Source organism: Pseudomonas sp. NPDC089547, assembly GCF_050280665.1.
GTDB lineage: Bacteria > Pseudomonadota > Gammaproteobacteria > Pseudomonadales > Pseudomonadaceae > Aquipseudomonas.
Genome location: NZ_JBNNVS010000001.1, coordinates 52,027 through 65,411, shown reverse-complemented (window position 1 = coordinate 65,411; position 13,385 = coordinate 52,027). Strand labels below are relative to the sequence as shown.

Here is a 13,385-nt window from a genome sequence, read left to right as displayed (position 1 = left end):
TGGATATCACAGCGTCTGCGGCTGCTCAGGGGGCATCAGTACCTTGCCCGGTTCAAAGCGTAGCGAGGGCATCTGCGTTGCTGCATACAACGCCACGCCCAGTGCCGCAATCAGCACCACATCAAGCCAGCTCCAGCCCGGCATGTCATCAGCCCGGCGCGCCTTCCAGCAGTGCCACGCCTGGCCCAGGCAAAACACCACAATCGCCGCCAGCCACAGGTAGAAGCCGGCACCGAAACCGGTGAGGTCATGGAATTCGTAGGTCTGGTTATCCGGCAAACGCGTGATGCCGAAGCTGCTGGCTGCCAGGTACGCCGCCGCCAACCCGGCCAGCAAAGCCAGCCGGCGAAAGCGCCGATGGGCAAGTATGGCCAGGGCCAGCAGCGGGTTGGCAAACCATTGGTGCAAGCCGAAGGGCAAGCCCCATGGCCCGTACAGCAGCATCTGCAGGGCCGGCATATGGCGATCGCCGCTCATCTGCGCGCCATCGAAGAACAGGGCGAGCAAGTACAGCAGCAGGCTGATGCTCAGGTAGAAAACGGGCAAGGGGGATTCCTGGGGGAAACGGGACAGGGTACGACCTTAACCCAGGCCCTGCCCCGCTTCCAAACCCTCAATAGGTGCCGCGCAAGGTCACCATGAAGTTGCGGGGTTCGCCGTAGTAGTTGCCATAGGTCGAAGTACCCACGGTTTCGTAGTACTTCTTGTCGAACAGGTTGTTGCCGTTGAGCGTGACGTTCCAGTGGTCATCGACGCGGTATTCGACCAACGCGTTCCAGATCGCATAGCCACTCTGGTCGAAATCAAACGGTACGTTTCGCTCCACCAGCGCGCCGTTGCTGGCGTAGCGATTCACTGTACCGCTCATGTACGTGGCGCTTTGCACCTGCACGCCGCCGCCAACCTTGAAGTCGCTCAAGAGACCCGGCAGCCGGTAGGTGGTGTACAGCTTGAACAGGTGCTTGGGCATCACCGTGCTCAGCGGGGCGTCCGAACTGCGGTTGCGGTTGAGGTTGAAGGTGTAGCCCCCCACCAGCATCCAGTCCGGCAACAGCTCGCCAGACAGCTCCATGTCGATGCCCTTGCTCACCACCTTGCCGTTGGACACGTAGCAGCAGCTACCGGAGAAGCCGGCACTGGTCGCCGGGAAGTTCGGGTCTTGCACTGCCTCGTTTTCGCGAGTGGTGTAGTACAGCGCCACGCTGGCATTGAGCGCACCGTTGAACAGCTCACCCTTGAGGCCGGTCTCGTAAGTCTTGCCGGTCATGGGCTCCAGCGCCGTGCCGGTTTCGGCAGGACCGCTGATCCTGCTGGACTGCGGTTTGTAGATTTCCGAGTAGCTGGCATAGGCCGACCATTGATCATCCAGGTCGTAGACCAGGCCACCGAACGGCGTCACCTTGGTGCCGATACGTTGCTCTGGGCTGGAGATACTCGCCGGCGTCGTCAGGTTGTTGGTGTAGGTCTGCCAGAAGTGGAAGCGCTGCGCCCGCGCGCCGACTATCAGGTGTAGCGGCTCGGCCAGCTGCAGGCGAAGGCTGCCGTACAGGCCATACTGGCGTTGCGAGTTGGGGCTGTAGTCGCGCTTGTAGTCACGCCCGTTGCCAGGGTCGCCGAAAGGCGTGCTGTCGGGGTCGAACAGGTTGGCCGGCGCGCCCGATGCAGCGAAGGGTGCGGTCCCTAGCCAGCGGCTGTCGATCTTCTGGTAGTCGGCACCGAAGACCACCTCATGGTCCAGGCCAAAGGCCTGGAAGTGGCCCGAGACGTTAGCGTCATACAGGTGCTGCTCGTTCTCTTGGCGGGTCGAGGTGCCGTACCAGGTTGCACCGGTATTGGTTACCGGGTCTACCGCGTTCAGGGTGGTGGCGGTCTTGAACAGCCCGAGGTCCCAGGTGTTGGTGTAGCTGACGTTGAGCTTCCAGTCGTCGTTGAAGCGGTGGTCGACCTTGGCGAAGTACTCACGCGCAGTGGCATCGACATAGGCCCATTTCTGCGTCAGGCCGGTGTGCCGCGGCAGGTTCAGGTCAGCACCGTCGCTGTAACGAGGCACCGAACTGTTGCTGCCGGTTTCGTGGGACTTGTTGTAGCGGGCACCGAAGGTAAGCATGGTGTCGTCGGTAACGTCCGCTTCCAGCACGCCATACACCAGCGGCCGCTCGGTGGCGCGGTTGTCGGTGAAATACTGGCGATCGGTGTTGGACATCACCAGCCGCCCGCGCAGGCGGCCATCCCAACCCAGCGGGCCGGACAGGTCGAACTCCTGGCGGTAGTTGTCCCAGCTGCCGGCCGACAGGGTCAGCTTCAATTGGTTAAAGGAAGTCGGCCGCTTGCGCACCATGTTGATGATGCCACCCGGATCACCCGAACCACCGTACAGCGCAGCGGTACCGCGCAGCACCTCGATATGGTCGAACTCGGCCAGTTCGAAGATGTTCGACGAGTAGAACGAACCCATGGCGGTACCCAATGCCTGGGGCGCCGCGCCGTCGATCTGCAGGTTCTGGATGCTGAAACCGCGCGAGAGAAAGTCCTGGGTGCGGAAGGTGGTGCTCTGCGTAACGATACCCGGCGTCACTTTCATCGCCTGGTTGATGTCGGTCAGTTGCTGGTCTTCGATCAGCTGGCGGGTCACGGTGGACACCGACTGCGGCGTCTGGCGCAGGCTGGTCGGGGTCTTGGAGCCGACACTGAGCAGGCCCGGGGCATAGGAACCTGTGTTTTCGGTACTTTCGCCCATACCCTGCCCCGCTACCGTGGTCACGCCCAGCTCCAGCGCGTCACCGCTTACCGCCGCTTGCGGCTCGGCAACCAGCCGGTAGCCGTTGGCGCTGCGCTCCACCCGGTAACCACTGCCGGCCAGCAGCACGGCAAAACCGCTGTCCACCGCATACAGGCCATGCAGGCCGTTGCTTTGCAGGCCAGCCAGCATCTGCGGGGTGAAGGCCAGCGACACGCCGGCTTGCTGGGCATAGCTGCCAAGCGCCTGGGCCAGGTTGCCGGCGGGCACCTCGAAGCTATGGCGGGCGGCTTCCTCGGCCACGGCCGGCAGGGCCGCAACGGATAGGGCCAGCCCGGCACAGGACAGGCGCAAGGCCAGGGCTAGCGGGCTGCGGACGGGGTGGCCAGGGAATCGGCGCATGGTGGATCGGCTCCTTGTTCTTGATCGGTTGGCCTCTTGTTTGACGGGCCACTGCGCAGAAGCGGAACCACCTTGTTCAATTTTCTCGTGAGACGGGCTCGACCGTGGTCCACCAGCGGCCAACCCCGCCGATACGAATGGGCAACGCTTCGGCCAACAGGCGCAGGGCGCGTTCGCTGTCATCCAGCGGCAGCACTGCCGATACCTTGATCGCCTGCATGGCCTGGCGGTCGAAACGCAGCACGCCACGGCGCTGCTGGGCCAAGGCATCGAGCACCTGATCAAGCGGCACGCCATCGGCCACCAGCTGGTGATGCTGCCAGGCCTGGTCGACCCGCGCCGGGTCGATGGCCGGCAACGGGCCGACCCCGTCACGCGCCACCCAGGCCCGCTCGCCGCGCCCGGCGACCAGTTGATCGCCGGATACGGCACTGCGGGCCTCGACCCGCGACTCCAGCATGGTCAGTTCACTGCGGGCGCGGCCTTGGCTGACCACAAAGCGCGTACCCAGGGCCTTGAAGCTGCCTTCGTCGGTCTGCACCACGAACGGCCGCGCCGGGTCATGACTGACATCCACCAGCAGCTGGCCATGCAGCAGGCGAATGCGCCGCTCACCGGCGCTGAACTCGACATCCACGGCAGAGTTGCCCGCCAAGGTCAGTTGCGAGCCATCTTCCAGAGTTTGGCTGTGCCACTCGGCCGGCGCGGTATGCAGGTCGGCCAGCCAGCCCTGCGGCGAGATCCCGGCAAACGGTAAGGTGCCGAGCAACGAGGCCGCCAAGGCCAGGCCGAGCAGCGTGCGGCGTGCACCCGAACGTGGTGTGGGGGCGGGCATGCCGGCGCGCAGCCCGGCCCCCACCGGCCCGCGCTGCTGGCGCAGCGCCTGCACCTGGCTGATTACCCCTTGCATGCGGCGCAAGGTGGCGCCGTGGCGTGGGTCGGCTTGCAGCCAGGCGTCGAACTCACGTGCCTCGTCGACATCCAGTTCACCCTCGCCCAGGCTCAGGGCCCACTCGGCGGCTTCCTGCTCGATACGCGACGGGTTCACGGTGCGGCAATGTCCAGCGTGCGGTGGCAATGGATCAGGGCCTGGGCCAGGTACTTGCGCACCATGCGCGGGGACATCTGCAGGCGTTCGGCAATCTGCGGCTGGGTCAGGTCGTCCAGGTAGTAACCAACGAAGGCTTCGCGGGCATTCACGTGCAGGCCTTCGAGCAGGAAGGCGATCTGCTCCAGTGCTTCCAGGGTGATGAGGATGCTTTCGGGGGATTGATGCCCTTCCAGCGCCTCGGCAGCCAGGGCCAACTCGCTGAGGTAGGCCGCTTCGATCTGCTGCCGGCGCACCCGGTCGATCAGCAGGCGCCGCGCCGTGGTGCTGAGGTAGGCGCGTGGCTCGCGCATGCCCAGCAGGGCATCACGCGAGGCCAGGATGCGCACGAAAGTGTCCTGGGCCAGGTCGGCTGCGCTGTGCGAGCAGCGCAACTTGCGGCGTAGCCAGCTGAACAGCCAGCCATGGTGCTCGCTGTACAGCTGTTCAAGCGGGTACTGGCTCGGTGAGTCGGCTACGGGCATGGGGCACCGGGGCGCAAGTGAGAATTGTTCCCGAATAGTAGCTATTCGCCGCAAGACTATGCAACAGGTGGTTCCAGCAACAGCCCGTAAATGCCTGAGTCGGACAGCTCACCGGCCACGCACCAGCGTGCCCGCAGGGTGCCTTCGAGCACGAAGCCCTGGCGCTCCAGGGTACGTGCCGAGCCTTGGTTGCGCGGGTCGATTTCGCCTTCCAGGCGGCGCATGTGCAGGGTGTGGGCGAGGTAATCGATGAAGCAGGTCAGCGCTTCATCCATGTAGCCCCTGCCCTGCACGGCGCTGGCCAGGCAGTAGCCGATTTCACCGCGGCGGGAAATGTCGTCGATATTGAACAGCTGGACCATGCCGATCAGTTCGCCGTTGTCACGGCGGTACATGCCGAGCTTGAGCTGGTCGCCATTGGCATAGGCTTCGCGGTCGGCGGCCAGGGCGCTTTCGGCCTCGGCCAGGTCTTGCCATGGGGCATGGTGCCAATAACGCATGACCTCGGGGTCGGCCATGATTGCCAGCCACTGCGCGGCATCGGCATGGCGCATGGGGCGCAAGTGCAGGCGCGGGCTGTCGAGGCAGAGGTCACTGGGGAAACTGCGGGGTGGGGTCACGCCGGATCTCCTGTCCATTGCTGGGGAGATGACAGTTTAACTTCATGTGCAAGGTTCCGGCATCCCGGGGCTGCTTTGCAGCCCATCGCGACACAAGGCCGCTCCTACAGGGGATCACGTACTCCTGTAGGAGCGGCCTTGTGTCGCGATGGGCCGCAAAGCGGCCCCAAAAATCGCTCAGGCGCCGCGATTCAACCCCACTTCCATATCATTTCTCCACGCCGGCGGTAGTGCGGGATTTGAGGTGCTCGCTCATGCCTTGGCCTCCTGCGCTTTCATGTGGGCCAGCAGGGCTTGTAGCAGGTCGGTCTGGGCTGACATCGCTTCCAGCAGGCTGGAACGCAGGGCTGGGGATTCGGCGTCGAGGTATTGGAGGATGGTGCCGGAGAGGTTGTCCATGACCTGGGTGGCCTGGGACTTGGCGGCTGGGTAGGTAAGGTCCGTAACGGATGGATCAGGTACGAAGCTAGTCATAGTCATCTCGGATGTGTTTAAGAAGCAACCCGGAACTTCGGGCTTCTCACACCCGGTCACCAGATACGGCGACGCAGGAACGTTATATCTGAGATGAGTACTTGCCTATCAGACGGCATTCGACTGAGGTCGTAGGATAATTCCTAACCCTTGGCAACTTGAAGCATCTGGTTTCAAGTTCAGAATCTTCTTACAGCTGATGGCCTCTTCGCGGGCGCGCCCGCTCCCACAGGGTGGACTGCACAGGGTTCAAATACTGTGCGGTCCCTGTGGGAGCGGGCGTGCCCGCGAAGAGGCCATTACAGGCAACCTGAATGCTTCAGGCCACCTCAGCCCCATCATCCGGCCAATGCGGCTCGTTAGCCCCCGGCGGAGTCAGCGGTGGCAGCCCATACGCGGCCCGCGCATCATCACAGCTGGGGTTGTGTACCCCACCCTCCCACGAGGCATCAAACTCGCGGCACGGGCTGGACCGGTTGGCATAAATGGTACAAGCCACCTCTTTGCCGATCTCGCCCTCTAGGCTGACACAGCGGCAGGGCTTGGCGTCGGTGCCGATCATGGCAACGCGGGTGGGGTTGATCTGTACCACCAGGTCGTCCGGCACAACGCCCCCGGCAGACTGGCATTCGCCCCAGAAGAAGGACACACGGAAGTACCCGCAGCAGGCGCCGCAGTCAAGGCAAGGGTTATATTCAGACATGATGCCACGGAGGGGAAAGGTTGTTGTTATCGGGGCTGGCCCGCGGCGCCATTTTTAATCCAAGCAGGGGCGGCTGGATAGAGGGGCAATGCAAAAAAAATTGCCGCTGATCCGGCCGCCCGCCATGGCTAGCAGATCGCTTTGTAAGTCGACACATCCCAGCGCTGCAAGGCAAGGCCCGCGCTTGGGTCGAACTCATCGCCCCGTACCTTGCTGAACTGGGTACGATCCGGGCCACAATGCACCAGACGGTCGCTTTTTTCGCCCTCGGTAAGTACCGTGTAAGACTGACTGCGCATGGCCTGATACTGCTTGTCAGCGGCAGCCATGACTTGGTGGCACTTCATCAACTGAGCGTCATCCAGCGCCAGCCGCTTGTCCAGTTTCACGCCCCAGCGCGCCAGGCACACCTCGGCAAAATGGCGAACGATCAACCCCGGTTCCGCCAATACCTTGCCGTCACCGGCGCCATCCACCGAAGCATTGCCAACCAGCGTGGCATGTCGGCCCGGCATCGGATACACGCATATCCGCGTCTGTTGCGCGACGGCAGGGATCACGCAGGCAAACCCTTTGGAACGCTCATCTCGCGAGTAGAAGCCAACGTATTCCTTGACGTTATCAGCCAACGTGACACGTTCGGTTTGCACATTGCCAACCCCTGGCACTGGGTCGATGGCAAAGATATTCACCGGCATGTTCCGCAATACCGGGTCTTGCGCCATGGCATTGGCCAGCATGTGGCAGCTGATCCCTCCCCTGCTCCAGCCCACCAGGTTGACCTGGGTGGGCAGGCGCGGCTTGCGGAACATGCTGATGATGCGCTCCTGAAGCTCCTGCGGGGTTGGGTGGCGTTCGCCATAGTCATAGGTGCGCCAGAACCAGGAGGCGGTTGAAGAGGCGTCGGGGATGGGCACTCCAGCCTGCTTCAGCCGCTGATACTCATCTTCGCTGAGTTTTTTCCGCTGCCAGCTGCTTTCGCCCTTGATCACCTGCAGCACATGGTTGACGTTCTCTTCCCAGCCGCGGCCAAACAGCTGCCCGGTCCAGTTGAAATAGCCGCCAGGTTCGACGAACAGGTCGTCATCCTGCAGGTTGCCGCTACCGGGGCCGTCGACGGCAATCCAGTGGGCGAATTCGCGGCCCTGGTCGTTGGAGGCCAAGGTCGAGACCAGCTCGCCGTTCCAGAAGTTGGGGTTGGCATCGTCGAAGCGGTGCGAGCCGGTGCCGCAAAAATAGGCGGTGAAGACACTCATGGGGGATCTCTTTGGTGAGAAATGAGTGCTGAAGATAGGTAGGCTGAGCAGGGGAAAGCAGGCGGAAAGGTAGCCTTTGAGTCAGCCGGGGGCTGCTTTGCAGCCCATCGCGACACAAGGCCGCTCCTACAGGGGATCGCGTACTCCTGTAGGAGCACCTTGTGTCGCGATGGGCCGCAAAGCGGCCCCAATGGCTTACTTGCGGGCCTGGCCGTCTGCCCGGAACATCTGGCGGATACCGCGAATCGCCTGGCGGATACGGTCCTGGTTCTCGATCAGGGCAAAGCGCACATGGTCATCACCATAGTCACCAAAACCAATCCCCGGCGACACGCACACCTTGGCCTCGGCCAGCAGCTTCTTGGAAAACTCCAGCGACCCCAGGTGTGCATACTCCGGCGGAATCTTCGCCCAAACATACATCGAAGCCTTGGGGTTCTCGACCATCCAGCCCAGCTCGTGCAGCCCCTTCACCAACAGGTTACGCCGCTGGCGGTACTGCTCGGCAATATCGCGCACGCACTGCTGGTCACCTTCCAGCGCAGCAATGGCCGCAACCTGCAGCGGCGTGAAGGTGCCGTAGTCGTGATAGCTCTTGATCCGCGCCAGGGCGCTGACCAGCTCGGGATTACCGACCATGAAACCGATCCGCCAACCGGCCATGTTGTAGCTCTTGGACAGGGTGAAGAACTCCACCGCAATGTCCTTGGCACCGGGCACCTGCATGATCGAAGGGGCTTTCCAGCCGTCGTAGACGATGTCGGCGTAGGCCAGGTCGTGGATCACCAGCACGTTGTACTGCTTGGCCAAAGCCACCACACGCTCGAAGAAGTCCAGTTCCACGCACTGGGCCGTGGGGTTGGACGGGAAGCCGAGGATCATCATCTTCGGCTTTGGGATCGACTCGCGGATCGCCCGCTCAAGCTCGTTGAAGAAGTCCACACCCGGCACCAGCGGCACCGAACGCACCTGGGCGCCGGCAATGACCGCACCGTAGATATGGATCGGGTAGCTGGGGTTGGGCACCAGCACCGTGTCGCCCTGGTCGAGGGTGGCCAGCATCAGGTGGGCCAGGCCTTCTTTGGAGCCGATGGTAACGATGGCTTCGCTTTCCGGGTCGATGTCGACCTCGTAGCGTTCCTTGTACCAGTTGGAGATGGCCCGGCGCAGGCGCGGGATGCCGCGAGAAGTGGAATACCCGTGGGTGTCTTCACGCTGGGCGACCTGCACAAGCTTCTCGACGATATGCGGCGGAGTGGCACCGTCGGGGTTGCCCATGCTCAGGTCGATGATGTCCTCACCACGGCGGCGGGCAGCCATCTTGAGCTCGGCAGTGATGTTGAAGACGTAAGGGGGGAGACGATCGATGCGCGCAAAGCGGCGCGGCGAACCTGGGTTGGCCATGGCTTCCTCTGAGTACGTAAGCGCCCGGAACCGTCCGAGCGACGTTGGCCGATGTGGCGGCCTGGATCAGAAGATAGTGCCGAAACAGGATGCCTGTAAAGGACAATTTCCTGTTTTGTTAGATTTTTTCAGATGTATTGTTTGAAAACCCGGGATTTATGTTTCCTGTACTGGCCTCTTCGCGGGCTCGCCCGCTCCCACAGGGTAATCCACAGGCCCAGAGACTTGCGCCGTACCTGTGGGAGCGGGCAAGCCCGCGAAGAGGCCGGTACAGGAAAACACCCATAAAAAAACCCCGGCACATGGCCGGGGTTTTCGTGAAACAGGCAGCAGTTTCAGCGTGCGTAGGTCATCAGCACGTCCGCAGCAGTCTGGCTGTCCACACCCATCATCACGCTCAGGGCGGTAACGGTGAGAATGGAGAAGCCGAACACCTTGCGCGCCCACTTGCTGTCGTCTTCCGCCTTGTAGCCACCCCAGGCCATGTAAAGCCAGTACAGGCCCATGGCAGCCGCCACGGCCAGGTAGCCGAGGCCGGCGTAACCGCCGAGGGTAAGCATCAAGGTGGCGAGCACGAAGGCCAGTACGTACAGCACGATCTGCTTCTTCGCCGCGAGAACACCACGTGCCACCGGCAGGACCGGAATGTTGGCAGCGCTGTAATCCTTGAAGCGGAAGATGGCGATGGCAAAGCTGTGCGGCATCTGCCACAGGCTGAACATCACCAGCAGGGTCACTGCAGCCAGGTCGAAGCTGTTGCTGACGGCGCAGTAGCCGATCACCGGAGGCATGGCACCGGACAGGCTGCCGACCAAGGTGCCGTGCACCGATTTACGCTTCAGCCACAGGCTGTAGAAACCGACGTAGACAACAAAGCCAATCAGCGCGCAGAACGCCGACAGTGGGTTGGCCTGAACATACAGCAGGCTGAAACCCGCCACCCCGAGCAGGGTGGCGTAGATCAGCGCGAGGGGCAGCGACATGCCGCCCTGCACCATGACGCGGTTCTTGGTGCGCTCCATCTTGTGGTCGATGTCACGGTCGATGCAGTTGTTGAACACGCATCCGGACGCAACCACCAGCGAAGTACCGATCACCACCGCCAGGAACAAGGCGAAATCCACATGGCCCTTCGAGGCAAGGAAGAAACCGCCTGCCACGGAAAGCACGTTACCGAAAATGATCCCCGGTTTGGTGATTTGGATAAAGTGCTTAACGGACATGCAGTCTTACCTCACTTGGCCATCATTTCGATGTGGATGTTGAACATGATCCACAGCGACAGGCCGACCAGCAGTGCAATTACCAGTACGGTGAACAGGAACGTCGACACGTTGTTGCGTTGCTCTTTCGAGCGGTCCATGTGCAGGAAGTAAACCAGGTGAACAACAACCTGGATCACGGCCATGGCAACAATGATCAGAACGGTCAGGTTCTTCGGCAGGCTGGCAGTCATCGCCAGCGCGAACGGGATCGCGGTCAGGATGATCGACAGGACAAAGCCGATCATGTACGACTTGACGCTGCCGTGGTTACCTTCGTGATGAGTGTCGTGTGCGCTAGCCATTACAGAACCCCCAGCAGGTAAACGACGGTGAATACGCAGATCCAGACCACGTCCAGGAAGTGCCAGAACAGGCTCAGGCAGCTCATGCGGGTCTTGGCGGTCGGCGTGATGCCGTGCTTGTTGATCTGGTACATCATGATTGCCATCCAGATCAGGCCGGCAGTCACGTGCAGACCGTGGGTACCTACCAGGGCGAAGAACGCCGACAGGAAGCCACTGCGCTGCGGGCCGAAGCCCTCGCTGATCAGGTGATGGAATTCATAGATTTCCATGGCGATGAAGCCAGCACCGAACAGGAAGGTCACAGCCAACCAGCCCAGTACGCCCGCTTTCTTGCCATCGAACATCTTCAGCATGGCGAAGCCGAAGGTGATCGAGGACAGCAGCAGGAACAGCGTTTCAACAGCTACGAAATCGAGCTGGAAGATGTCGTGACCCGACGGGCCGCCGGCAAAACTGCCGGACAGCACCGCGTAGGTGGCGAAGAGCGACGCAAACAGGATGCAGTCGGTCATCAGGTACAGCCAGAAGCCCAGTACGGTCATCTGGCCCGAGTCGTGGTGGTGGTCGTCATGCCCATGGTCGTGACCATGAGCAGCGCCGCCGTGCATTACTTGACTGGACATTGATTACACCCGCTCAAACGATTCGACACGTGCGCCGGCAGGCAGAACACCTGCTTTGGCCAGCGCTTTCATGCGCTCGCCTTCGATGCGCGCCACTTCTTCGGCCGGAACCATGTAGCCCTGGTCGTCACGCGCAGCGTGGCGAACGAAGACTGCGATGGTTGCCAACAGGCTCGCGCCCACCAGCCACCAGATGTGCCAGATGAAGGCGAAGCCGAACACGGTCAGGAACAGCCCCATGAACAGACCGGTGGAGGTGTTGCTCGGCATGTGGATCGCTTCGTACTTGGCCGGAACCTTGTACGCAACGCCGGCTTCCTTGGCTTCGTGCCAGGCGTCCAGGCCAACTTTCTCAGGCATGTGAGCGAAGTTGTAGAACGGTGGTGGCGACGAAGTGGACCACTCGATGGTACGGCCGCCCCATGGGTCGCCAGTGACGTCCATGTTGTCTTTGCGGTCGCGAACCGAAACGACGATCTGGATCAGCTGGCAAGCGATACCGAACAGGATCAGCACGGCGCCGACAACGGCTACGTACAGGTAGGGTTCCCACAGTGGGTTGTCGGAGTGGTTCAGACGACGGGTCATGCCCATGAAGCCCAGCGCGTACAGCGGCATGAACGCAACGTAGAAGCCCGACAGCCAGAACCAGAAGGCAGCTTTGCCCCACTTCTCGTTCAGGGTGAAGCCGAAGGCTTTCGGGAACCAGAAGGCGAAACCGGCGATGTAGCCGAATACCGCGCCACCGATGATCACGTTGTGGAAGTGCGCAATTACGAACAGGCTGTTGTGCAGGACGAAGTCAGCACCTGGAACGGCCAGCAGTACGCCGGTCATGCCACCGATGGAGAAGGTGACCATGAAGCCCAGGGTCCAGAGCATCGGCGCGGTGAAGCGCACGCGGCCTTGGTACATGGTGAACAGCCAGTTGAACAGCTTCACACCGGTCGGGATGGAGATCAGCATCGTCGCCAGGCCGAAGAAGGTGTTGACGCTGGCGCCGGCACCCATGGTGAAGAAGTGGTGCAGCCATACCGCAAAGCCCAGGATGGCGATCGCGCCCGATGCGTAGATCATCGAGTGGTGGCCGAACAGGCGTTTGCCAGAGAACGTCGAAGTTACTTCCGAGAACACGCCGAAGGCCGGCAGGATCAGGATGTAAACCTCAGGGTGACCCCACGCCCAGAACAGGTTGACGTACATCATCGGGTTCCCACCAAGCTCGTTGGTGAAAATGTGGAAGTCCAGATAACGGTCAACAGTCAGCAGTGCGAGTGCAGCAGTCAGGATCGGGAACGAAGCAACGATCAGTACGTTGGCCCAGGTGCAGGTCCAGGTGAAGATCGGCATGTCCATCAGCTTCATGCCAGGTGCGCGCATCTTCATCACGGTAACGAGGAAGTTCACGCCGGTAAGCGTCGTACCCAATCCGGATAGCTGTAGCGCCCAGATGTAGTAGTCAACGCCCACCCCAGGGCTGTACTGGATGCCTGCGAGCGGCGGATAGGCAACCCAGCCGGTCTTGGCGAATTCACCAACGCCCAGCGAGATGTTGACCAGCAGCACGCCTGCCAGCAGCAGGTAGAAGCTCAGGGAGTTCAGGAACGGGAAGGCAACGTCACGTGCACCGATCTGCAGGGGAACCGCCAGGTTCATCAGGCCGGTGAAGAACGGCATCGCCATGAAGATGATCATGATCACACCGTGAGCGGTGAAGATCTGGTCATAGTGTTCAGGCGGCAGGTAGCCTTCGGAGCCACCGGTTGCGGCAGCCAGCTGGGTACGCATCATGATGGCGTCGGCAAAGCCGCGCAGCAGCATGACCATCGCGACGATGATGTACATCACGCCGATCTTTTTGTGGTCGACAGTAGTCAGCCACTCGCTCCACAAGTAGGTCCACTTGCGGAAATAGGTGATAAGACCGACGACAGCGATACCGCCGAGCGCGATCATGGCAAGCGTCACCATGACTATCGGCTCGTGATAGGGTATCGCCTCCAGGCTTAGTTTACCGAACATCT

13 protein-coding genes are annotated in these 13,385 nt (G+C 61.7%); all 13 read right to left on the bottom strand.

Annotation, left to right across the window (positions count from 1 at the left end; genetic code table 11):
• Window positions 1-6: 6 nt before the first annotated feature.
• Window positions 7-546, bottom strand: a complete 540-nt coding sequence (locus tag ACQKPZ_RS00190; RefSeq protein WP_391124379.1) for a hypothetical protein — start codon at window positions 544-546, stop codon at window positions 7-9.
• Window positions 547-613: 67 nt separating this feature from the next.
• Window positions 614-3,139, bottom strand: a complete 2,526-nt coding sequence (locus tag ACQKPZ_RS00185) for a TonB-dependent siderophore receptor (RefSeq protein WP_427534904.1) — start codon at window positions 3,137-3,139, stop codon at window positions 614-616.
• A 76-nt stretch (window positions 3,140-3,215) separates the two neighbouring features.
• Complete coding sequence (locus tag ACQKPZ_RS00180) at window positions 3,216-4,187, bottom strand: FecR family protein (RefSeq protein WP_427534903.1); 972 nt, start codon at window positions 4,185-4,187, stop codon at window positions 3,216-3,218.
• Entirely contained in the window at window positions 4,184-4,711 is a 528-nt protein-coding gene (locus tag ACQKPZ_RS00175) for a sigma-70 family RNA polymerase sigma factor (RefSeq protein ID WP_427534902.1), read from the bottom strand. Before ACQKPZ_RS00175 ends, ACQKPZ_RS00180 begins: the two co-directional genes overlap by 4 nt.
• A 56-nt stretch (window positions 4,712-4,767) precedes the next feature.
• On the bottom strand, window positions 4,768-5,331 hold the full coding sequence (locus tag ACQKPZ_RS00170; protein ID WP_266028538.1) for a GNAT family N-acetyltransferase: 564 nt from the start codon (window positions 5,329-5,331) through the stop codon (window positions 4,768-4,770).
• A 252-nt stretch (window positions 5,332-5,583) separates the two neighbouring features.
• Window positions 5,584-5,805 carry a hypothetical protein gene (locus ACQKPZ_RS00165; protein WP_427534901.1) on the bottom strand — a complete coding sequence of 74 codons (222 nt, stop codon included), beginning with the start codon at window positions 5,803-5,805 and terminating at the stop codon, window positions 5,584-5,586.
• Between the two features lie 319 nt (window positions 5,806-6,124).
• Entirely contained in the window at window positions 6,125-6,508 is a 384-nt protein-coding gene (locus ACQKPZ_RS00160) for a YkgJ family cysteine cluster protein (protein ID WP_201198567.1), read from the bottom strand.
• 128 nt (window positions 6,509-6,636) lie between these two features.
• On the bottom strand, window positions 6,637-7,764 hold the full coding sequence (locus tag ACQKPZ_RS00155; RefSeq protein ID WP_427534900.1) for a hypothetical protein: 1,128 nt from the start codon (window positions 7,762-7,764) through the stop codon (window positions 6,637-6,639).
• Between the two features lie 195 nt (window positions 7,765-7,959).
• On the bottom strand, window positions 7,960-9,168 hold the full coding sequence (gene alaC, locus ACQKPZ_RS00150; protein ID WP_427534898.1) for an alanine transaminase: 1,209 nt from the start codon (window positions 9,166-9,168) through the stop codon (window positions 7,960-7,962).
• A gap of 335 nt (window positions 9,169-9,503) precedes the next feature.
• On the bottom strand, window positions 9,504-10,391 hold the full coding sequence (cyoE, locus tag ACQKPZ_RS00145; RefSeq protein WP_014861450.1) for a heme o synthase: 888 nt from the start codon (window positions 10,389-10,391) through the stop codon (window positions 9,504-9,506).
• Between the two features lie 11 nt (window positions 10,392-10,402).
• Window positions 10,403-10,735 carry a cytochrome o ubiquinol oxidase subunit IV gene (cyoD, locus tag ACQKPZ_RS00140; protein ID WP_016484943.1) on the bottom strand — a complete coding sequence of 111 codons (333 nt, stop codon included), beginning with the start codon at window positions 10,733-10,735 and terminating at the stop codon, window positions 10,403-10,405.
• Window positions 10,735-11,361 carry a cytochrome o ubiquinol oxidase subunit III gene (gene cyoC / locus ACQKPZ_RS00135; RefSeq protein ID WP_016484942.1) on the bottom strand — a complete coding sequence of 209 codons (627 nt, stop codon included), beginning with the start codon at window positions 11,359-11,361 and terminating at the stop codon, window positions 10,735-10,737. The genes cyoD and cyoC overlap by 1 nt, the downstream gene beginning before the upstream one ends.
• A 3-nt stretch (window positions 11,362-11,364) precedes the next feature.
• Window positions 11,365-13,383, bottom strand: a complete 2,019-nt coding sequence (cyoB, locus tag ACQKPZ_RS00130; protein ID WP_391124352.1) for a cytochrome o ubiquinol oxidase subunit I — start codon at window positions 13,381-13,383, stop codon at window positions 11,365-11,367.
• Between the last annotated feature and the right edge of the window lie 2 nt (window positions 13,384-13,385).